This is a genomic window from Gilliamella sp. Occ3-1 (genome assembly GCF_001690655.1).
Lineage (GTDB): Bacteria > Pseudomonadota > Gammaproteobacteria > Enterobacterales > Orbaceae > Gilliamella > Gilliamella apicola_P.
Map to the genome: position 1 here is coordinate 138,081 of NZ_LZHQ01000011.1, position 22,485 is coordinate 160,565.

At 34.1% G+C, this 22,485-nt stretch carries 21 protein-coding genes; 5 read left to right on the forward strand and 16 right to left on the reverse strand.

Annotated features, from left to right (window positions below; translation table 11 throughout):
- Positions 1-5: 5 nt before the first annotated feature.
- The 3 genes from lapB to A9G43_RS03875 all read right to left on the reverse strand — a co-directional run bounded on the left by lapB (position 6) and on the right by A9G43_RS03875 (position 2,368).
- A complete protein-coding gene (lapB, locus tag A9G43_RS03865) occupies positions 6-1,175 on the reverse strand; it encodes a lipopolysaccharide assembly protein LapB (protein WP_065606782.1) in 1,170 nt (389 codons plus the stop codon).
- Between the two features lie 12 nt (positions 1,176-1,187).
- A complete protein-coding gene (locus A9G43_RS03870; protein WP_065606784.1) occupies positions 1,188-1,490 on the reverse strand; it encodes a LapA family protein in 303 nt (100 codons plus the stop codon).
- 158 nt (positions 1,491-1,648) lie between these two features.
- Positions 1,649-2,368 (reverse strand): phosphatase PAP2 family protein, encoded by a 720-nt coding sequence (locus A9G43_RS03875; RefSeq protein ID WP_065606786.1) that lies wholly within the window; start codon positions 2,366-2,368, stop codon positions 1,649-1,651.
- Positions 2,369-2,474: 106 nt separating this feature from the next.
- Here A9G43_RS03875 and ribA point away from each other — a divergent pair, with 106 nt between their 5' ends.
- Entirely contained in the window at positions 2,475-3,086 is a 612-nt protein-coding gene (ribA, locus tag A9G43_RS03880; protein ID WP_065606788.1) for a GTP cyclohydrolase II, read from the forward strand.
- A gap of 185 nt (positions 3,087-3,271) precedes the next feature.
- Here the strand turns inward: ribA and A9G43_RS03885 are convergent, their stop codons facing one another.
- From A9G43_RS03885 to zipA, 4 genes are all read right to left on the reverse strand, one after another.
- Positions 3,272-3,460, reverse strand: a complete 189-nt coding sequence (locus tag A9G43_RS03885) for a 2-hydroxymuconate tautomerase (protein ID WP_065606790.1) — start codon at positions 3,458-3,460, stop codon at positions 3,272-3,274.
- A gap of 9 nt (positions 3,461-3,469) precedes the next feature.
- Positions 3,470-3,988, reverse strand: coding sequence for an S-ribosylhomocysteine lyase (gene luxS / locus A9G43_RS03890; protein ID WP_065606792.1), 519 nt, complete (start codon positions 3,986-3,988; stop codon positions 3,470-3,472).
- Between the two features lie 70 nt (positions 3,989-4,058).
- A complete protein-coding gene (ligA, locus tag A9G43_RS03895) occupies positions 4,059-6,137 on the reverse strand; it encodes an NAD-dependent DNA ligase LigA (protein ID WP_065606794.1) in 2,079 nt (692 codons plus the stop codon).
- 182 nt (positions 6,138-6,319) lie between these two features.
- Positions 6,320-7,237 (reverse strand): cell division protein ZipA, encoded by a 918-nt coding sequence (gene zipA, locus A9G43_RS03900; RefSeq protein ID WP_411588596.1) that lies wholly within the window; start codon positions 7,235-7,237, stop codon positions 6,320-6,322.
- A gap of 409 nt (positions 7,238-7,646) precedes the next feature.
- On the opposite strand from zipA, the gene A9G43_RS03905 reads away from it, so the two are divergent.
- Both A9G43_RS03905 and A9G43_RS03910 read left to right on the forward strand, forming a co-directional pair.
- Positions 7,647-8,855: an efflux RND transporter periplasmic adaptor subunit gene (locus A9G43_RS03905; RefSeq protein ID WP_065606798.1), complete on the forward strand. Its 1,209-nt coding sequence runs from the start codon at positions 7,647-7,649 to the stop codon at positions 8,853-8,855.
- A gap of 20 nt (positions 8,856-8,875) precedes the next feature.
- A complete protein-coding gene (locus A9G43_RS03910) occupies positions 8,876-12,070 on the forward strand; it encodes an efflux RND transporter permease subunit (protein WP_065606800.1) in 3,195 nt (1,064 codons plus the stop codon).
- A 163-nt stretch (positions 12,071-12,233) separates the two neighbouring features.
- Here the strand turns inward: A9G43_RS03910 and ruvC are convergent, their stop codons facing one another.
- From ruvC to A9G43_RS11360, 7 genes are all read right to left on the reverse strand, one after another.
- Positions 12,234-12,722, reverse strand: coding sequence for a crossover junction endodeoxyribonuclease RuvC (gene ruvC / locus A9G43_RS03915; RefSeq protein ID WP_034914152.1), 489 nt, complete (start codon positions 12,720-12,722; stop codon positions 12,234-12,236).
- Positions 12,722-13,465 (reverse strand): YebC/PmpR family DNA-binding transcriptional regulator, encoded by a 744-nt coding sequence (locus tag A9G43_RS03920; protein ID WP_065606802.1) that lies wholly within the window; start codon positions 13,463-13,465, stop codon positions 12,722-12,724. The genes ruvC and A9G43_RS03920 overlap by 1 nt, the downstream gene beginning before the upstream one ends.
- An 878-nt stretch (positions 13,466-14,343) precedes the next feature.
- Positions 14,344-14,640, reverse strand: coding sequence for a DNA-binding transcriptional regulator Fis (gene fis, locus A9G43_RS03925; protein ID WP_034883623.1), 297 nt, complete (start codon positions 14,638-14,640; stop codon positions 14,344-14,346).
- 7 nt (positions 14,641-14,647) lie between these two features.
- Positions 14,648-15,655, reverse strand: a complete 1,008-nt coding sequence (gene dusB, locus A9G43_RS03930; RefSeq protein WP_065606804.1) for a tRNA dihydrouridine synthase DusB — start codon at positions 15,653-15,655, stop codon at positions 14,648-14,650.
- A 12-nt stretch (positions 15,656-15,667) separates the two neighbouring features.
- On the reverse strand, positions 15,668-16,558 hold the full coding sequence (gene prmA, locus A9G43_RS03935) for a 50S ribosomal protein L11 methyltransferase (RefSeq protein ID WP_065606806.1): 891 nt from the start codon (positions 16,556-16,558) through the stop codon (positions 15,668-15,670).
- Entirely contained in the window at positions 16,533-17,984 is a 1,452-nt protein-coding gene (panF, locus tag A9G43_RS03940; RefSeq protein ID WP_065560321.1) for a sodium/pantothenate symporter, read from the reverse strand. Before panF ends, prmA begins: the two co-directional genes overlap by 26 nt.
- A 6-nt stretch (positions 17,985-17,990) precedes the next feature.
- A complete protein-coding gene (locus A9G43_RS11360) occupies positions 17,991-18,227 on the reverse strand; it encodes a YhdT family protein (protein WP_034911058.1) in 237 nt (78 codons plus the stop codon).
- Positions 18,228-18,399: 172 nt separating this feature from the next.
- On the opposite strand from A9G43_RS11360, the gene ilvC reads away from it, so the two are divergent.
- Positions 18,400-19,878 (forward strand): ketol-acid reductoisomerase, encoded by a 1,479-nt coding sequence (ilvC, locus tag A9G43_RS03950; protein ID WP_065606808.1) that lies wholly within the window; start codon positions 18,400-18,402, stop codon positions 19,876-19,878.
- Between the two features lie 301 nt (positions 19,879-20,179).
- Complete coding sequence (locus A9G43_RS03955) at positions 20,180-20,752, forward strand: cell division protein ZapC (protein ID WP_081298013.1); 573 nt, start codon at positions 20,180-20,182, stop codon at positions 20,750-20,752.
- Here A9G43_RS03955 and A9G43_RS03960 read toward each other — a convergent pair.
- Together A9G43_RS03960 and greB are read right to left on the reverse strand one after the other, a co-directional pair.
- Positions 20,742-21,845 (reverse strand): YcbX family protein, encoded by a 1,104-nt coding sequence (locus A9G43_RS03960; protein WP_065560323.1) that lies wholly within the window; start codon positions 21,843-21,845, stop codon positions 20,742-20,744. The two genes, A9G43_RS03955 and A9G43_RS03960, sit on opposite strands and share 11 nt — an antisense overlap.
- Before the next feature lie 141 nt (positions 21,846-21,986).
- Positions 21,987-22,430: a transcription elongation factor GreB gene (greB, locus tag A9G43_RS03965; protein WP_065606810.1), complete on the reverse strand. Its 444-nt coding sequence runs from the start codon at positions 22,428-22,430 to the stop codon at positions 21,987-21,989.
- Positions 22,431-22,485: the final 55 nt, after the last annotated feature.

The following is a 22,485-nucleotide window of genomic DNA, read 5'->3' on the forward strand; positions in this document are numbered from 1 at the left end:
TTATCTTAATGTTGTTCAAAATCACGAACAGGTTTTATTGTTGACCATGAACGGCAAGCAGGGCATAACCAGTAAAGCGAGTTAACTGTGAACCCACATTTTTGGCATCGATAATTGGGTACCGTTTTTATTTGTTCGCCAACCATGTTGCGTAAAAGTAAAAGGCTTTCTCTGGCTTTACCTTTTTCTGCATCAGCAACATGATAATTCATTAGTCGGTAAAATCCTTTTAAATTAGGATGTTTAATTAATTCGCGATACATGTAGTATTGTGCAGCATCTAGGCCTTTTTCTTTTTCTATAATATCAGCAAGCATTAATTCGGCTACATTACCGGTATCTTGATCGACACATAATTGTAAAAATTCTTGAAATTCATGTTGATTATTTAGCTTTAGGTAGCAATCTTTTAATAAAGGTAATGCTTCGCCAATAAAAGTTTTGTCTTGTTGTAATATTTGTTTAAAAGATTTGACAGCTTGCTCTGTTTTGTTTTGTACCATAAGAACTTGCCCCAACATGAGTGAAGTACGAGCACATTTAGTGTCTGCCATTGCTGATTTTTGTAATAGGCTATTGGCTTTATCGAGATCATCATTAGCAATAGCCAGTGATGCCAATTCACAATAAAATTGTGCAATATCGGTTTTATATTTTTCATTGCCAAGTTTGACCAATTTAGTTGCTATGTTGATGGCATTTATCCATTCACTGGTTGATTGATATATGATAATAAGTTGCTGTAATGCATGTTGCTGAAAATCTTCTTCATCAATTAATTGCAAAAACGTCTTTTCAGCACGATCATAAAGACCGGCAACCATATAATCACGACCTAGTTGTTGAATAGCTAATAGTCTCTGTTCGAATGTTAAAGATGAGCTCTCTAATAGTGCTTGATGAATACGGATCGCTCTATCAACTTCACCCCGAGAGCGAAATAAGTTACCTAATGTTAAATGCGCCTCAAGTGTGCCATCGTCTTCTTTTAGCATGTCTAAAAAAAGATCGACAGCTTTATCTTTTTGATTAGATAAAAGAAAATTCAAACCATCAACATATTCACGAGATAGACGGTTAGATTCATTTAGATATTTTTGTTTTGCATTTCTGTCACCCATATACCAACCGTATGCGGCGGCAATAGGGAGCAACAAAAATAACAGTTCAAACATAATAACCTATTCTTAATTAGCTTTAGTTGTGTTTATTTGCTTATTAGTCATGCCTTCATCGTATTTTTTTTGTAATTTATTTAGTTTACGTTTTGTTGATGAGTGCTGTAATTTAGATTTTAGAAAGAAAATACCGGTTAATATCCAACCAAATATAAAGCCTGAACCAAATAAAATTGCTATTAATCCCGATAGGTGAATTTCAGTTTTAGCTATCAAATAATTGAATGTTACTATCTGATTGTTAGCTGAACTCATTGCTATTGAGATGGCAAAAATGATGATTATAAATAAAATTGATATAACAAATTTCATTATGTTGACCTTTCTTTTTGATTTTTAATTAAACTTTTTGTTTTTTCTCGTCTATTTTTGTAAATTCTTTATATGTTTGGCTTGTTAGGCTGTTAATTATAACTTTCTAAAATAAAAGTAGTTCGTTGTAAATGACACTTTATCAAAGTATTTAACAATTATTTGTCTACTATATGCCATTTTTTAGCATAAAAATAGCAGATTAATGAAATAATCCATGAGATTAATATACTTGTTATTATGTCAATTGGGCTGTGCATTCCTAATAATAATCTGCTTAATTCAATAAATATTGTCCAAATAATGATAAATGATATTATCGCATAGTGTTGTTTAAATTTTAGCAATGTTAAAGCTAATAATGCCCAAGTTACAGCTAATAAGGTATGCCCAGAGGGTAAAGCGTATCCAGTTTCATTTTGCCAGTGGTTTGATAGCCAACTTGGAATTGTTAATGAATTTTTAAATAATTGATGGATAAATTCTTTTCTTTCTGATAGAGATTTCGAATAAAATTGTTGATCACTAATATTATATTCCTGAGCCATCCAAAGTACATAAGGCCGTGATTCAGCTATTTGTGATTTTAAAAGGCTTTTAATTATTTGCCCACTTAATATTGCGCTAACAAGAAGTAACCATAATAATATAATTCTTTTTTTTGTTTTTTTTTGTAATAACAGACAAAATGCAATAAATAAGATTGTTGAGGTGATTATTCCCCAAGGGAAACTTGCCGTTTCAGTTATTAAGAATAAATATTTAGATGTATTATTTAAGGACACTGGTTGCCAATGCCAATTTATGGCTATAATAGTAAAAGGAACAGCTAGGAAAATAGCCAATAAGACTATTGTTTTTTTTATTACTAACCTCATTTATAAACTCAATTAAGTATAAATTGCTTTTGCTTAATATTTTAGCATAGAAGATAAATTTATTTTTATAAAATCTTATTTATGCTTATTAAAAATGGAGATAATAATGCAATTAAAACGTGTTGCACAAGCAAAATTACCAACGCCTTGGGGATGTTTTATTATTGTTGGATTTGAAGAAATTGCAACAAAAAAGGATCATGTCGCATTAGTATTTGGTGATATATCTGGCGATACACCAGTTCTTACAAGAATTCATTCTGAATGCTTAACAGGTGATGCACTTTTTAGCCTACGCTGCGATTGTGGCTTTCAGTTAAAAGCAGCATTAAAACAAATTGCAAAGGAAGGTAAAGGGATTTTAATTTATCACCGGCAAGAAGGCCGCAATATTGGTTTATTGAATAAAATCAGAGCTTATGCGCTACAAGATCAAGGTTTGGATACGGTTGAAGCTAATGAACAATTGGGGTTTGCAGCAGACGAACGCGATTTCACTCTATGCGCAGATATGCTAACTTTATTAGGCGTATCACAAATTCGCCTACTAACTAATAATCCAGAAAAAATACGAGTACTTGAACAGTCTGGCATTAAAATTATGCAACGGGTGCCATTAGAAGTTGGCGAAAATCCAAATAACGAACATTATTTAGAAACAAAAGCAAATAAAATGGGACACTTGCTTCATCTTAATCACTATAATTGTAAGCATTAAAGAGTTAGGTAAATCAAGACAATTTGTTGGTTTGCGATTGAATTTATCTTGAATAATAAAAATAATTTGGTAATAAAAACTCAAAATACAAAATATTATTTTGAGTTTTGTAGTTAATTGGTATAAAAGATGGATTTTAATTTAGGTTTATGTGGTGTTCTGCCAGTTATTTAGCCCGTTTCATATCAATCTTTATCAGTGTGTAGTACACCACCATTAGCAATTTGATCTTTAGATAATTCGTGCATAATGATTTGAACTGCTTCTGGTTTACATTTAAGGGTTTCAACGATGGCATTAGTTACCCGTTTTGCCATTTCTCTTTTTTGCTCTACAGTGCGACCTTCTAAAAAGTCTATAACGACATTAGGCATAGATACCTCCTAGTGATTATTAATTTGGGCAAGTTGCTCATCAGTTAATGCGATTTCATCATTATGGCATATGCTAATGCCAGATTTTATAATTTGTTCAGCAATGTCTTGAGCTTCATCTAATGAGTGCATTTTATAGGTACCACATTGATACTCGTTTAATTCAGGAATCTGGTTTTGCGATTTAACATTTAAGACGTTATGCATTGATTTTAGCCATGCATCGACAACTAATGCCTCATTCGGATTGCCAATTAAGCTCATATAAAAACCTGTGCGGCATCCCATTGGTGAAATATCGATTATTTCAACTTTATCACTGTTAAGATGATCTCGCATAAAACCAGCAAATAAATGTTCTAATGTATGAATTCCTTTTTCTGGAAGGTTGTCTTTGTTTGGAATGGTAAAGCGTAGATCAAACACAGTAATGTTGTCACCTTTTGGGGTTGCCATTGTTTTTGCAATTCTCACAAAGGGCGCTTTCATTTTTGTGTGATCAACTTTAAAACTGTCTAGTAAAGGCATAATGTCCTCCTTGTTATTTGATAATTGTTATTCTAATCAATTTGCTAATAAGTACCAGTAAATTTTATATTTACTGATCAAGTAAATTTATCAATTCTTGCTCGTCAATAACTTTAATTCCTAGTTCTTGAGCCTTATTAAGTTTAGAGCCTGCTGCTGCTCCTGCAATGACTAGATCAGTATTTTTCGAAACACTGCCTGTTACTTTGGCGCCTAGTTGCTTTAATCTATCTTTGGCTTCATCTCGAGTTAAAACCGATAATGTACCAGTTAATACCACGGTTTTTCCTGAAAAAGGTGAGTTAGTGGCAATTGCTTGTATTTGTGGAATAACATCTTGCCATTGAATGCCTACATCATTACTTGTTAATTGTTCAATTACATTGCGATTATGTGGTTCTTGGAAAAAGTCGATAATGCTTTCTGCAATGACGGCACCAATTTCGTTTACTGATTGTAGTTTTTCTAGTGAGGCGTTCTCAATTGCTGATAAACTACCAAGTTGGTTAACAAGATTTTCGGCAGTAACTTCACCAACATTCGGGATTCCAAGCGCAAATATAAAGCGGCTTAATGTCGTATTTTTAGATACCTCTAGTGCATTTAATAAGTTATTAGCAGATTTTTCCCCAATTTTATCTAAACTACATAGCGTTGGTAGATTTAGTTTATATAAATCTGCTGGCGTTTTGACATATTCTTTATCAACTAGTTGTTCAATGATTTTATCTCCCATGCCATCTACATTCATTGCTCGCCGTGAAACAAAATGCTTTAAAGCTTCTTTTCGTTGTGCAGGGCAAATTAAACCTCCGGCACAGCGTGATATCGCCGCACCTTCGTCTTGAACTATTTGTGAGCCACAAATAGGGCAGTGTGTCGGAAAGATGATTTCTTTTGTGTTAGCGGGTCTTCTATCTACTATGACGGCTACTATTTTAGGAATAACGTCACCAGCTCGGCGTATTGTTACATAGTCACCCTCACGAATACCTAATCGGATTATTTCATCGCTATTATGTAATGTCGCATTGCTTACAATAACACCAGCAACTGATACAGGTTCAAGCCTTGCTACAGGAGTAATTGCACCCGTTCGCCCAACTTGAAAGTCTACTTTATTTAATTTTGTAACTTCTTCTTGTGCTGGAAATTTAAATGCTATAGCCCATCTCGGCGCTCGAGCAACAAAACCAAGCTCGTTTTGTAGTTCAATACTATTAACTTTAATTACTACACCATCGATATCAAAATCTAATGACATACGTTGTTCGCCAATTAGTTTAAAATAATCCAAAGCGGCCTGCGCTCCTTGGCGTTTTTGTATTTTATTACTAACTGGTAACCCCCAAGCTTTAAATTGCATCAAACGATCGTAATGTGTGTCAGGTAATGTGGCACCTTCGAAAATACCAACACCATAACAAAAGAATGCTAATGGTCTTTTTGCTGTAATTTTAGGGTCTAATTGTCTTAATGAACCAGCGGCTGCATTACGTGGATTGGCGAATACTTTTTCGTTTCGCTTTTCTGCATCTACATTGAGTTTTTCAAAGCCTTTATGTGTCATAAATACTTCCCCTCGAACTTCTAATCTAGTTGGGATATTATCGCCTATTAGAATTAGTGGAATGGTTTTGATGGTTTTTACATTGGCTGTTATGTCTTCTCCTGTTGTACCATCTCCTCGTGTTGCAGCTTGTATAAAGCGACCATTTTCATAAAGGAGGCTGACAGCAAGCCCATCAAGTTTTAGCTCACAACAATATTCGACCTGTTCAGAATCACTCAAATGAAGACGATCTTTAACTCGTTTGTTAAATGCAATAAAGCTAACATCATCAAATACATTATCAAGTGATAACATGGGCATTTCATGTTTGATGGATGCGAATTGTGCTAATGGGGAACCACCAACTCGTTGGGTTGGTGAGTCAGGTGTAATAAGATCTGGGTTTTGATGTTCTAATGTTTGTAGTTGTTTTATTAATTTATCATATTCAGCATCGGGAATTTCTGGTGTGTCAAGGACATAATAACAGTATTCATGATGTCTGATTAGGTTGCGTAGTGAGGTCAATTGCTTTGCTATGTCTTTATTCTGTTCAGATGAATTTAGTGAATTTTCGGTTTCATTAGATAGCGACATGATTATATGCTCTTAAATTAAAATGTAGGTTTTGGGAAAATCATTACAAATAGATTAATTTAACTATAAATCATTCCTAGCTAAATTAACTTATTCAAATGAATAGGTTATATCGATATTAATTTTTAGCCACCAACCTAAGTTGGTGGAATTTTATAAAAGATTTGCTGAAAAGACGACAGTTAAATTTCGTTACAGGCCTTTTTAATGCGTTCTTTATAACTGTCTATTTTTTGTGGAGTTAACATGTGATGTTCGTCATCTAATACTACACCGTTAACATCATCGGCTATGCGTTGCGCTGTTTGCAACATTAATTTGAAGTTATGCTGATTGTTACCTTCTGTAGGAGCAACCATAAAAATAGACACACCAGGTGTGGTAAATTCATGCATTGTTTCAGGATCCAAATATCCAGGTGTAACCATATTGGCTAAACTAAATAATATTGCTCCATTGCCCGCAGGATCTACATGACGGTGAAAAATTCTCATATCACCGAACTGGAAACCCGATTGCATAATGCTAGCGAGTAGCACATCGCCTTGTAATAATTTTCCGTTAAGACCGGTGATATTTAATACAATAATTTCGGTTGTAGATTGTTCATTGTTAATATTTATTTTTTTAGATTTGTTATTATAGTTTACTTCGTCATTACTATTTGATGGCTTTTCTTTTGTTGTTTGAATTAAATCAGATTGTTGCTCATCTTCAAAAAGATCAAGCTCAACATTACCTGCTGCCTCTTTTGGTGTGTCAGCATTATTTTTTGGTTCATCGTCTTTATCAACAAATAATTCTTCTTGTTGTGGCATGTTTTCTTGTTCAGTTGTGAATAAATTAGTAATTATATCGTTTTCAACCGTTTTACTACTTTTTGTTATTTCAGGAATGAGTGAGGTAACATTTTTATCTTCTCCTATGTCATGCATAGAGAAATTTTGATGTTGTTGAGTGTTTTGTTCAAATTGCCTTTTTTTATTTGAACAAAAAAGTGAAGAACGTTCTTTTTTGTTGATCCAAAATCCATGGATAAGCAATGCAATAATGACTAAGGATGCAACAACAATTAGAACAATACGTAAATTATCCATAATAACCATCTCTGTATTAAATTAAATATAGACTTAAATTATTCAATCATATTTTGAAAAAATGATTGCGGAGTACAGTAAAGTAAATTTTTACTTTTTTATTTAGCAATATGAATTAATCTTCATTAGAGCAACTATATTTGATATTCGTAGTATAACATTTTATTTAAGATAGTTTATAGCACAAAAAATCAATTAGCCTATATTACTTTATTTCTAACAATAATCATAATTAACTATGTTATATTTTTATTCTCATAATCTAATCAGCCATTTTTTAGAACTCTGTGCTATTAACCTGTAAAGATACTTACAATTTATGCTTATTTTTTGTAAAATCGCCGATTAATTTTAAATAAGATCTATTATTAAAAAATAAAAGAATTAATAAGTTTATTGAGGTCATTTATATATGAGATTTAACAAGTTATTATTAGCCTTGCCTGTGGTGTGTATCAGCCTACTTTTATTAACAAGCTGTGATAGCGGCAATTCAAAAAAAGTTAATAATCAATTACCTAAGGTAACCGTGTTTAAAGTTGAACCATTAAACTACAGATTAAAAATTAGTCTGCCAGGTAGGGTTGTTGCATCTCAAATTGCTGAAATTAGACCTCAAGTAGGTGGTATTGTTTTAAAACGAGAGTTTGATGAAAGTTCGAATGTTAAAGCTGGACAATCTCTTTATCAAATAGATCCAGCTATTTATCAAGCTAATTATGATAGTGCGGTAGCAAGTGTTGCTAGCGCTAAAGCGAATGCCAATATTGCTCAACTCACTCTTAAACGTTACGCCGGATTATTAAATACTAAATCCATTAGTCAACAAGATTATGATAAAGCAGCTGCAGACGCTAAACAAGCTGAAGCTGCGGTATTAGTTGCACAAGCAGCTGAACATACAGCTAAAGTCAATTTAGATTATACAAAAGTATATTCGCCAATTGATGGATATATTGGTAAATCAAGTGTGACTGAAGGGGCATTAGTGGCGGCAGGTCAATCGACACCACTTGCACTAGTCCAGCAACTGGATCCAATTTATGTCGATATGACTGAAGCGGCTACTCGTTATAATAAGTATCTTCAGGATGAAAATGTAATTTATGAGCCAGTAAAAGACAATAATGTTGAATTATATTTTAATGATGGTTCTAAATACCCTTATCCGGGTAGTATTAAATTTTCTGATATGACTGTTAATGAAACAACAGGTACTGTTACTTTGCGGTCGCAGTTTACAAATACTGAAAGCAAAATTTTGCCAGGTATGTTTGTTAAACCGCAAGTCACATTAGGTTATATCAAAAATGCTGTACTTGTTCCACAGCAAGGAATTACCAGTAATAAGTTAGGGCAATACACTGCGAAAATATTAAGACCGGATAGTACTGTGGAATATCGGCAAGATATCCAAGTATACACTGGAATAGGTGGTTATTGGGTTGTAACAAAAGGAATTGATGTTGGTGAAGAGGTTATTATTACAGGATTACTTAATTTAACTTCTGTTGAAAATCCACAAAGAGATGCTCCACCTATGAAAGCAAAAAAAGTTGGAGATCCTAATACACTTTCACAAGAACAATTAGATAGTATCATCAAAAATAGCGTGAAATAAAACAGGGGGTAGATTGAATTATGGCTAAGTTTTTTATTGATAGACCTGTTTTCGCTTGGGTAATTGCAATCATGATGATGCTAGGAGGTGCTTTATGCATAAAGCTACTAGCCGTTGAGCAGTATCCTGACATTGCTCCTCCTGCTGTAACTGTTAGTGCTGTTTACCCAGGTGCTGATGCACAGACTATCGAAAATACTGTTACTCAATTGATTGAACAGAATTTAACTGGATTAGATAATTTAATTTATATGAAATCAACCAGTAGCGCACAAGGTGTTGTTCAAACAACGTTAACCTTTGCTCCTGGGACTAATCCTGATTTTGCTCAAGTACAAGTGTTAAATAAAGTTGAAAGTATTAAATCACGGCTACCTGAAAGTGTGCAAAAAAATGGTGTCTCTGTTGCAAAAAATAATACCAACTTTTTAAAGGTTGTAGGCTTTTATTCAACAAATCCTCAAAAAACACAAGCAGATATTGCTGACTTTGTTTATTCAACTGTGCAAGATCAGATTCGACGTGTACAAGGTGTTGGCGATACTCAATTATTTGGTTCTGAATATGCAATGCGTATTTGGCTTGATCCAAATAAATTGACCTATTTTAATTTATCAATTGAAGAAATCATTGCAGCTATTCAAGCGCAAAATGCGCAAGTAACAGCAGGGCAATTAGGTGCCTTACCAGCAACTGATGGACAAGAACTCAATGCGACAATTACTGCTCAATCACGTTTAAAAACACCCGAACAATTCCAAAATATTTTAGTGCGTGTGAATACCGATGGTTCTAATCTTTTATTAAAAGATGTTGCAACAGTTGAAATTGGCGCATCTGATTATAATTTTATTTCTTATTATGATGGTAAAGCATCAGCAGGTCTTGGTATTTATTTGGCAACAGGAGCTAACCAATTAGAAACTTCTGATCAGGTAGATAAAAAATTAACTGAATTATCAAAAATCTTTCCTGAAGATATTCACTATGCTTATCCGTATGACACAACACCATTTGTAAAATTATCAATTAATAACGTAGTACATACATTGATTGAAGCTATTATTTTAGTTGTTATTGTAATGTATGTGTTTTTACAAAATCTTCGTTCAACACTTATACCGACCATTACAGTACCCGTGGTATTGTTAGGTACTTTTGCTGTTTTATATATCTGCGGTTTTACGATTAATACATTATCTATGTTTGCAATGGTGCTTGCTATTGGCTTGTTGGTAGATGATGCAATAGTTGTTATTGAGAACGTTGAACGTATTATGCATGATGAAGGTTTATCACCTTATGATGCAACCGTTAAATCGATGGAACAAATTACTTCAGCGTTGGTTGGTATTGCAGTTGTGTTATCTGCAGTATTCGTTCCTATGGCATTTTATGGTGGTGCAGCGGGTGGAATTTACCGACAGTTTTCAATTACCATTGTAACAGCGATGGCATTATCTGTGTTGATGGCAATTGTATTAACTCCAGCGCTCTGTGTCCAAATTTTAAAAGCACCAACTAAAAGTAAATTAAAAAGGAATTCGTTAGGTGAACAGTTAGAATCTATACCTCCATTTTGTTGGTGTTCTGTTGGTACAAAAAAATTCTTTAAATGGTTTAATGGATTTTATGAAAAGAGTTTACGTCATTATGAAAAAGGTGTAATAAAAGTTGTTCGTTATCCATTAATAGCTTTTGCTTGTTATACTTTAATCTTAGTTGGATTAATCTTTGGTTTTAATCGGTTACCTACTGGTTTTTTACCTAATGAAGATCAGGGTGTGCTTTTAGTTATGGTTGAGCTACCGCCAGGATCAACTTTAGAGCAAACTATGTCAGTTTTAAATAAAACGGCAAAATTTTATACTGAGCAAAAAGCTGATTCAGTTGAGGAAATATTTACTGTAGCTGGATTTAGTATGGTTGGTCGTGGGCAAAATATGGGGCTAGGCTTTGTTCGATTAAAAAATTGGGAACAACGTAAACGCGCTGATCAAAAAGTTAATGCTTTAGTCGCTAGCGGTTGGGGATTTGCTTCTACTATAACCGAGGGGAGGGTAATTGTTACCAACTTACCAGCTGTTCCAGCATTAGGTATGGCTAATGGTTTTTCTTATGTGCTGAAAGATACGGCTAGTTATGGTCATGATGCTTTGGTAGGCGCATTTTTCCAAATGTTGGGTCAAGCTTCTCATCATCCTAAACTGCAACAAGTTAGACCGGGAAGTATGCTAGATGTTCCACAGTACAAAATTAATGTTGATTTTGAAGCCGCACAAGCATTGGGCGTTTCGGTGAATTCAGTAAATACTGTATTGTCGACAGCTTTAGGTTCTGCTTATATTGACGATTTTGTTTATAATAACCGAGTTAAAAAAGTATACTTACAATCTGATGCACCATATCGTATGCTACCAGATGATTTTAGCTATTGGCATGTTAAAAATAAAAATGGTGAGATGGTTCCATATGATGCATTTGCTACTACGACAAAAACTTATGGCTCTCCTTCACTGGTTCGTTATGATGGTGTGGCAGCAATGGAGATAAGCGGTTCAGCCGCTCCAGGTCTAAGCTCTGGACAAGCAATGGCTGTGATGGAAGAGTTGTCCAAAAATTTGCCAAAAGGATTTACTTTTGACTGGACAGGTATATCTTATCAAGAACGTCAGACAGGATCACAAACAACAACACTTTATATTATTTCGATTATTGTTGTGTTTTTATCATTAGCTGCATTGTATGAAAGTTGGACAGTGCCAATTTCGATCTTATTTGTTATTCCTCTTGGGATTTTAGGTACTGTTTTTGCAACTATGTTTAGAGGGCTTGATAACGATATTTACTTTATTGTAGGACTATTAACAACAATGGGGTTATCTGCAAAAAACGCTATATTGATTGTAGAATTTGCCAAAGATGCCTTGGAAAAAGAGGGGAAATCATTGATCGATGCTACACTTGAAGCTTGTCGTTTGCGTTTACGTCCGATTTTAATGACTTCGTTTGCCTTTATTTTAGGGGTATTACCACTAGCATTAAATAGCGGTGCTGGTTCTGCTAGCCAAAATGCGGTAGGTACCGGTGTAATCGGTGGTATGTTAACAGCAACATTTTTAGCAATATTTTATGTTCCCTTATTCTTCATATTTATAACAAAATTATTTACAAAACATAAAAATAAAGTAGTGTTACCTGTTAACCGTTCTTAAAAGCAGTAACTAAATAGCTAGTTTTGGTACATATATGGTCTTGATGTATAGTTCTATAGGTCATATATAACTTAAGCGAGCTATTAAAATAACGAAATGCGCCGTTTTTTGGCGCATTTTTTATTTATATAGATGCGTATACGTAAATTGAATTTTGTTATATTTACTTGCGATGCTTTAGTAACTGCTGACTGGTATGGGCGTGGGTAATTGCTATAGCTAAGGCATCAGCGGCATCAGCTTGAGGGCTAGCTGGTAACTTTAATAATAATTTCACCATATGTTGCACTTGCTTTTTATCAGCTGCGCCGGTTCCTACTACACTTTGCTTAACTAAACGAGCTGCGTATTCAAAAACGGGTAGATTATTATTTACAGCCGCAACAATTGCAGCTCCCCTTGCTTGACCTAACTTTAATGCGGAGTCGGCATTATGAGCCATGAAAACTTGTTCAATAGCAAACATATCAGGTTGGAATTGTAAAATAATTTCACTAACACCAGCGTATACGCGTTTTAAACGAGTAGGTAAATCATCAACAGCAGTACGGATACATCCACTACCAAGGTAGGTAAGTTGTCTTCCCGTTTGATGGATTACGCCGTAACCCGTCAAACGAGATCCAGGATCGATGCCAAGAATAATGGCCATTAGAGCGTTGCAGCAACCTCGTCAGAAACTTCACCATTATGATAAACTTCTTGAACATCATCACAATCTTCAAGCATATCAATTAAACGTAATAATTTTGGCGCAGATTCAATATCAAGATCGACTTTTGTTGCTGGAATCATTGATACTTCAGCGACTTCGGCAACTAGCCCTGCAGCATCAAGCGCATCTTTTACTTCACCAAATGATTCAGGTGTAGTAAATACATCAATTGCTCCATCATCATAAGTCACGACGTCGTCAGCCCCTGCTTCAAGCGCTGCATCCATAACTTGGTCTTCATCAGTACCAGTTGGGTATGAAATAACGCCTTTTTTAGTGAACAAATATGAAACTGAACCATCAGTACCTAAGTTACCACCTGTTTTAGTAAACGCATGGCGTACTTCAGACACAGTTCGATTACGATTATCACTCAGACATTCAACCATTACAGCTGTACCAGCAGGACCATAACCTTCATAGATGATCGTTTCCATGTTGCTATCATCTTCCCCACCAACACCCCGCGCAACAGCTCGGTTCATGGTATCACGGGTCATATTATTAGATAACGCTTTATCCATTGCAGCTCGTAATCGAGGATTTGACGCTGGATCGCCACCACCCAATTTTGCCGCAGTTACTAACTCACGAATAATTTTGGTAAAGATTTTACCCCGTTTTGCATCTTGTGCAGCTTTGCGGTGTTTCGTATTGGCCCATTTACTATGACCTGCCATAAAATTCTCCAGATAATAATTTAAAAATCGCTACATTCTAGCAAATATTTACTTAAAATTCATTACCAATATACTGATAAGTTTTTATGTTCTGTAAAATTATTTTTATCAAAAATGATTTAATTTTTGTTTATATGTAGGAATCGCGTTGCTTACAGTTGTTAGATAAGCTACTGTAATGAATATACATAAAAGAACAAACGTTGTATCACAGATATGTAATATGGGGCCTATATCATAAATAAAATTAATCGTCATCGATTTAGCTAAGCATTTATAATCAGTTGTCTAACTATTCTTATTGCACTAAAAAAAGCAGATTGATTCTATTTATCCTTTTAACTTGTAATAAATTTATAAAGCAATCAGTTATACAATAAGATCTATATGAAATTAAAAATCTATTGAATATAAAGCAGACAGCGTAATTTTCTTCGTGAGTTTTGTCTCTCTGAGGTATTTATACAACTGTTCACGTTTTAACTTATATTTTTGTAAAAAATATTCAGGAGTCTATACCGTTTTGTTATTGATTGAGTCTTCGTAGTATTTATTTGTTAAAACGTCTGATAACCATTGTATATCAATTAAAATGTACGGAACCAAATTACCTTCAAATAAAAGCTTAAACAAAAAGATATATGTACTTTAATAGAGATGTAGCATAATCACTAAATAGTTAGCGATTCAGCAAATAAAATGTCTTATGAGTTTTTATAGGATTATTAATTATGAGTCGTAAAAACTTAGTGTTTTTTTATCTATATCTTAAGGAAAGAGGAGCATTGAATGAATTTTGTAATTGTGTTCTAAAAATAGAAAAAAGCACCTTATATCAAGGCGCCTTTTTATATTATAACATATTAAATAATAGACGATTAACTCATTCCATATTGTTTTAATTTTTTGCGAAGTGTACCGCGGTTGATACCAAGCATATTTGCTGCTCGAGTTTGATTGCCACGTGTATATTGCATAACCATATCAAGGAATGGATGTTCAACTTCAGCTAACACTAATTCATAAAGGTCTGTAGGATCTTCACCATTTAATTGTGATAAATAGTTTTTTAAAGCTTGCTTTACTGAATCACGCAATGGTTTTTGTGTTATTTGGTCTTGAGAATTTACAGTTGTAAATTTAAGTGCTGCAGCTGTAACGCGTTGTTCTGACATAGTATTCTTAACTCTTTGGGTTGTTTCTAATTTTACTAAAAAATGCTTTTAGAGTGTTTACTTGCTCACTTGTATTGCTAAGTACACTAAATAAGCGCCTGAATTGATCGCTATCAGCATAATTCTTGGTGTACCAATTTACATGCTTTCTGGCAATCCTTAATCCTTTGTATTCTCCATAAAATTGATAAAGCTCATCAAGATGTGATAGTACAACTTGTTCTACTTCATCAATACTTTTATTTTTCTGTAACTGTCCATGTGTTAAATAGAATGCAATTTCTTCAAATATCCAAGGTCGCCCTTGTGCCGCTCGCCCGATCATTATAGCATCAGCCTGCGTATATTGAAAAACATCTTTTGCCTGTTCAGGTGTGCAAATATCTCCATTGGCAATTACAGGAATTGTAACGTTTTCTTTAACTGCTTTAATAGAGTCATATTCAGCAACACCGTTGAATAAGCAAGCACGTGTTCGTCCATGAATAGTAATTGCCTTTATGCCACAATCCTGTGCAATTTGTGCAATTTCTATGCAATTTCTATTTTCTTTATTCCATCCAGTCCGCGTTTTTAATGTTACCGGAACATCAACTGCACCGACAACTTTCTGCAAAATTTTTTTAATAAGTTCTGGATACTGCATTAAGACAGATCCTGCTAATTTTTTATTGACCTTTTTAGCTGGGCATCCCATATTAATATCAATCAACTGAGCACCGTGTTTGACATTAAATTCAGCAGCTTTTGCCATTTCGTCGGGATCAGAACCAACAATTTGTACGGCACGAATACCAACATCATTACTTGCTATCATTCGCAAAGCTGATTTATCGGTATGCCAAACATCAGAATTTGCTAAAAACATTTCTGAAACAGTCATACCAGCACCAAATCGATGACATAGATTACGAAATGGCTTATCACTTATTCCAGCCATTGGCGCAGCAATTAAATTATTCTTTAATTTTAGTTCACCAATGCTAAGTAAATTAAGGTCGGCTATATTACGCATTTTTTTTCAAACTTAAAAGGGGGTAGCGTTAATTTTTTTATTTTTTTTACCAGTGATCCGACACCACTCATCGAGATCAACAACTGGATCTAATTCAAAATTAAGTTGGTAAGCCATGCAAACACTTGATGATTGGGTAGCCAAAATACCGGATAAACCTAGTTTACCTTCGGGTTTTACTAATTTACTTATATGTGGTTCAAGTTCTTTTAACGGTCCAGCTAAAATATTGGCAACAACTATATCTGCTTGTAAATTTTCAGGGATCTCTTTTGATAAATAAAGATCTAGCTTTTCGCTGACATCATTACGCTGTGCATTATCACGGCTAGCTTGAATGGCTTGAGGATCGATATCAATGCCGATTACACGCTTTGCACCTAATTTTAGCGCTGCAATTGCCAAAATACCAGAGCCACAACCATAATCGATAACTAATTTGTCTTTAAGATCTAAACTATCAAGCCAAGTTAAGCATAATACCGTGGTTGGATGAGTACCTGTGCCAAATGCTAATCCAGGATCTAACATAACATTAACTGCATTATCATCGGGCACGTCACACCAACTAGGACAAATCCAAAGTCGCTCACCAAATTTCATAGGATGAAAGTTGTCCATCCATTCACGTTCCCAGTCTTTATCTTCTAATTGTTCAATCTTATAAGAATATTGTTCAAGATTTAGCATTGTTTTTAATTCATCGATATCTGTTTGAGCATCATAAAGCCCAATCACATCGGTATTACCCCAAAGTTTAGTTTCGCCAGGTAATGGTTCAAAAACAGGTGTGTCAAAGGTATCTTGAAAAGTGACTGATACAGCACCAGACTCCTCTAATTGTTCGCTAATTTGTTCAGCAAGATCGTTGGTTGTATTAATTTTGAGTTGAATCCAAGGCATAATTTTTTCCTGTGTTACCAAACATATTGGCAATAATAAATGCTACCAATCCAATAATTAAGGATGGGATAATCGGGTTAAAAGCATAAAGCTTTATATTGTAAACAGATAAAAGAGTATAGCTTATCGCACCGGCAAACATAGAACATAAAGCGCCAGTTGAATTTGCTTTTTTCCAATAAAGTCCAAGTACCAATGGCCATAAAAATACGGCTTCAAGCCCACCAAATGCAAGTAAATTTAACCAAATAATCATATCTGGTGGGTTCCAAGCCGCTAGGATGAGTAATCCACCAAAACTAAAAGTTATGATAACAGATGTGCGAGTTAATGTTTTATCACTATAGTTTTTTGCATGATTCATACTTAAAAATAGATCTTTAATAATAACTGATGAAATTTGTAGCAATTGGGCGTTAATTGTTGACATAATTGCAGCAAGTGGAGCGGCCAAAAAGATACCTGCCACTAATGGTGGCATAATGTTAATTATTAAAGTTGGAACAATTTGATCCGGAACAGTTAAATCACTAATAATAGCTCGACCAAGAGCGCCAGATAAATGCATGGTTAACATAATGATTGTGACAACAATAGTACCAATTATAATGCCTTTGTGTACAGCTTTGCTGTCTTTGTATGCCATACAGCGAACCGCTGTATGAGGTAAACCAACCACAGCAAAACAGACTAAAACCCAAAATGATGCCATAAACGGAAAGTCCATAAAATTGTTAGGACCTTGTGGTGTTAGTAGTGCAGGATCGATTTCACTCAAACGGTGAATAATAGCTGTTATACCACCACCAGCATAAATAATTGCTGTTAATAGCAAGATAGCGCCAATTATCATTACTAAACCTTGAAAAGCATCATTAAGTATACTTGCTCTAAATCCTCCAAAAGCAGTATATATAACGGTACCAACACCAAAAATTAATAATCCGATATCGTAAGAAATGCCAACTGATGATTCCAATAATCGTGCACCACCAACAAACTGTACCGTCATAGCACCAATAAAAGCCACAACTAATGAAATGCTTGCAAACCAAACTATGACTTTACTTTTATAGTGAGCATAAAGCATATCACTTAAAGTTATAGCATTATATTTACGAGCCAAAATGGCAAATTTTTTGCCTAGAATACCAAGTGAGAGTAATACAGTTGGGACTTGGATCATCGATAATAGCACCCAACCAAGGCCAAATTTATAAGCAGCACCGGGACCACCAATAAATGAGCTAGCACTAATATAAGTTGCGGCTAGTGTCATGGCGAGTAAAAATCCTCCCATGGTTCTATTGCCGATAAAATAATCAGTGAATTGATTTACTTTTTTACGTTTTACATAAGCATAAATTGATAATGCAAACACAAAAATAAGATAGATGACAAGCGGTATAATAATATCTAAATGCATGTTAAATCACTTAGTTTGTTCTAATGAGAAATTTTTAAATTGAAATTTTACAACTACCCAACAAAGCAATATAAAACCGATAGGCACCATAATGCAAGATAGTTCAAACCACAATGGAAGACCTAAAAATCCTATTTTGTCGTTAATACAGTATGCACAAACGATCCATCCAAGAAGATAAATAAAAGTTAGCAATAAAGAAAGTTTAGCCTCTTTATTTGCTTGTTTATATCGAGCATCCATATTGATTTATTCAGAATTGAGGGTGATTTAGATTAAAAGAAAGCATTGAACTTAGCAAGTTTATTGCAATTTATGCAATATTATATTTTAAATATATCAATTTTAGCAATATTAAAAGTATTATATAGTGTTTTATTGTTGATTGTGAATACTTAAACTCTTGGAGAGAAAAATGTCAAACTATTTTAATACATTGAATTTGCGTGAAAAATTAGAACAATTAGGTCAATGTCGTTTTATGGCTCGTGATGAATTTGCATCAGAAGCTAATTTTTTAAAAGGTAAAAAAATTGTAATTGTTGGTTGTGGAGCGCAAGGCCTTAACCAAGGTCTGAATATGCGAGATTCAGGTTTAGATATATCTTATGCATTACGTAAAGAAGCTATTGCTGAAAAACGAGCATCATGGAAGAAAGCAACTGAAAATGGTTTTAAAGTAGGAAGCTATGAAGAATTAATTCCAACAGCAGATCTTGTTATCAATTTGACTCCTGACAAACAACATTCTGCCGTTGTTCAAGCTATTCAACCGTTGATGAAAAAAGGTTCTGCGCTTGGCTATTCTCACGGATTTAATATTGTTGAAGTAGGAGAAAAGATTCGCTCTGATATTACAGTAGTGATGGTAGCCCCTAAATGCCCTGGTACTGAAGTTCGTGAAGAATATAAACGAGGTTTTGGTGTGCCAACATTAATTGCAGTTCATCCAGAAAACGATCCAAAAGGTGAAGGGCTAGCAATTGCTAAAGCATGGGCTGCGGCAACAGGCGGACATCGTGCAGGTGTTTTACAGTCGTCATTTGTTGCCGAAGTTAAGTCAGATTTAATGGGTGAACAAACAATCCTTTGTGGTATGTTACAAACAGGATCATTACTTTGTTTTGATAAGCTAGTGGCAGATGGTGTTGATCCTGCTTATGCATGTAAATTACTCCAATTTGGTTGGGAAACGATCACTGAGGCGCTAAAACAAGGTGGAATTACTTTAATGATGGATCGTTTATCAAATCCAGCTAAATTGAGAGCAAATGCTTTAGCGAAAGAATTAAAAGTGATCATGACGGATCTTTATCGTAAACATATGGACGACATTATATCAGGCGAGTTTTCGTCAACTATGATGAAAGACTGGGCAAATGATGATGCGAACCTTCTTAAATGGCGTAAAGAAACAGGTGAAACCGCCTTTGAAAAAGTTGCTGACTATCAGGGTAAAATTGATGAACAAGCTTACTTTGATCAAGGCGTTGTTATGGTTGCAATGGTTAAAGCCGGTGTTGAACTTGCCTTCGAAACTATGCTTGAATCCGGTATTTTAGCTGAATCAGCTTATTATGAATCATTACATGAGTTACCACTTATTGCTAATACTATTGCGCGTAAACGTTTGTATGAAATGAATGTTGTTATTTCTGACACAGCTGAGTATGGCAACTATCTATTTGCTAATGCCGCTGTACCACTATTGAAAGAAAAATTCATGCCAATGTTACAGGCTGGAGATCTAGGTAAAACGATTCCTGAAGGTAGTGTTGATAATGCACAATTGCGCGATGTGAATGAAGAAATCCGTAATCATCTGATTGAAACAATCGGTCGTAAATTACGTAGTTATATGACTGATATGAAACGTATCAATGTTGCAAACTAAATAGCTATTTATAGTTATAAATAAGGTGTTGAAAGCACCTTTTTTGTATCTAAAAATGTTCATTTATTGTAAAAACTTTTCAGGTAACTATATGTTTCAGTATAAAATATTTTGATTCAAAGGGATCTGATTGTATATAATTTAGGTTAGTTTATATTTTTTTGATCCTTTCAATTTATCGCTAAATTTTTTAAAAATTATACAATTAAATGATTTTCATTTTAAGTTTTTATTTATTTTTTATGTAATTTATGTTATCTTTTTGACTAATTTTAAATCAAATAAAAAGGATAACTTATTAATGAAAATGACTTTTCGACCAACTGATTGTTGGCGATGGTATTTTGATAGCGAATACGATAGTTTAATGCTTGAAGTTTCATCTGAAATGTTATTTCGTTCTTGTTATCCAAGTAAAATGTTAGTTCCTGATGTTTTTGGTGAGTTTCCATTTTCTGTTAGTGACGCAACGTCTTATTATCAATTTTATAATAGTTGTCAGTTACTTAATTTAACAGATTCACAAAAAGTTGAACTATCTATTAACGCTATTGTGGCTGCTAATTTTTTAAAACCACAAATGCCTAAGAGTTGGTATTTTTCTCAACAGCCTATGCTATACTTTCCAAAAGTCGCAGATGTTGTCGAGGTGAGTTTGCAAGAAGGTGCTCACAAGGTTTGTTTGATGGTTGTCGAAGCGGGTGAGAATGCTTCTCTTTGTATTATTGCACAACCTTCGTTTAATGCAATGAACAAAACGTTTGTGTTTTCTGAAGCAATTAAAGTAATGAATGACAGATTGGTACCTGTAGAGAAAAATTTAACTGGGCAAACGTCTGCTTTAGATAATTTTGGACTTAAGGCTATTTCTTAAGTAATTTAATTGTAATATCTCCTTTAGGGATACAGCTACAAGCTAAAATTTTATTATGGCATCTAATTGCAGATTGTGTTAATCCATTTACTTCACCTTGTTTTAATTCAATTAGACAACGCCCACAAATACCTGCACGGCAAGAATAAGGTAATGCTATTTTATGTTGTTCTAACTGCTCTAAAATAGTTTGCTTATTATTACCTTTAATTATTTGATTTTCAAAATTTATTGTACAAACTTTTGCTTCAGTTTTTATTTCTGTTGGAAAGGTTTTAATATAGTTTTTAGCTGGTTGCCGTTCCAATACTTCAATTTTATCGTGAACTGAAATTGTTCCATGATTTCGGGCTATCATATTCATACCAAAATCAATTTCCCCTTGCTTATCGGCTCTAAAGTAACGTAAGGTTTTAATTGGTTCATTATCAGCTAAGAATGTTGCAGATTTTATGTTCATTGTCGTTATAACACAGCGACTACAGGGTTTAACAATATCAAAAATCACATTGCCAATTTTTATTGTTTTCCAACCGTCTTCCGCAAAAGGTAGTGCTCCTTGAATAACAATATTTCCACGGAATTGTCTAATATCGAGTTTTTCAGGGCATTGCTGTTGTAAATAATCAAATGAAGCTTTATTTAATAACAAATAAGGGTAACCATCAGCAAAACTAACAGGAATTTCAGGATAGCGTTTGGTTCGACGAGTTAATTGTTGACCAACCCATCTTAATTGTACATCTTTATGCAAAATTTGACTGAAAAATTGATTGACTCTTATAGGTGCTATTAGTGAGGTAAAATGATTACCCCAAATTTCAGTAGGCTCATAACTCAACGAAAACTCATCAAGATTAAATTTTATCATTTCAGTTGGAGATAGTGAAATATGTACTTCGTTTTTTACTATGGATGTTTTGAATTTCAGAAGCTCAGGGTGTTGTCTTGCCGTAATAAAGGTGCCATCGGGTTCACTAAGCATCAATATACGGTCATGCTCAAAGCCTCCATCGACAGTATTAGCCTTTGTTAATTGTATCCCTTGCATCGATTTGATTGGGTAGATGTATAGTTGATTGACGAAAATCATAATATCTTAAATAGATTATAAATGTTCTGATAATTATATACTTAATTACCCATATCTTATAGTTTTTAGATTTAACAAATGGAATGAATAAGTTAAGGCATATTAGCATAACTCGGTATAGCTTATTTCAGTAATGTAATACTATACTTTTCCATTAGGGGTGATAACGGCTATTTCATCATCAACTTTATGACCTATTAATGCTTTTGCTACAGGGCTATTAATCGATATCCAATTTTTTTTAGGATCAAATTCATCGCTACCAACAATACGGTAAATATGTAAATTACCAGATTCATCTTCCAATTTTACCCATGCGCCAAAAAATACTGTACCTTTTTGTTTTGGATGTGGTTCGACAATTGTCAATGTTTCTAATCGTTTGGTCAGAAAACGTACACGTCGATCAATTTCGCGTAACCTGCGTTTTCCATAAATATACTCTGCATTCTCACTACGATCGCCAAGGGCTGCTGCATCTGATACAGCTTGTGTAACGCGAGGCCTTTCTTCTTTCCATAAATATTTCAATTCATGATTAAGATTTAAATAGCCTTCTCTTGTTATATAGTTTTTCTTTTGCATATTTTTAGTGCCTATAATTATTTTTATTTTTCGAGTAAAAGTTCTATATTTCTTT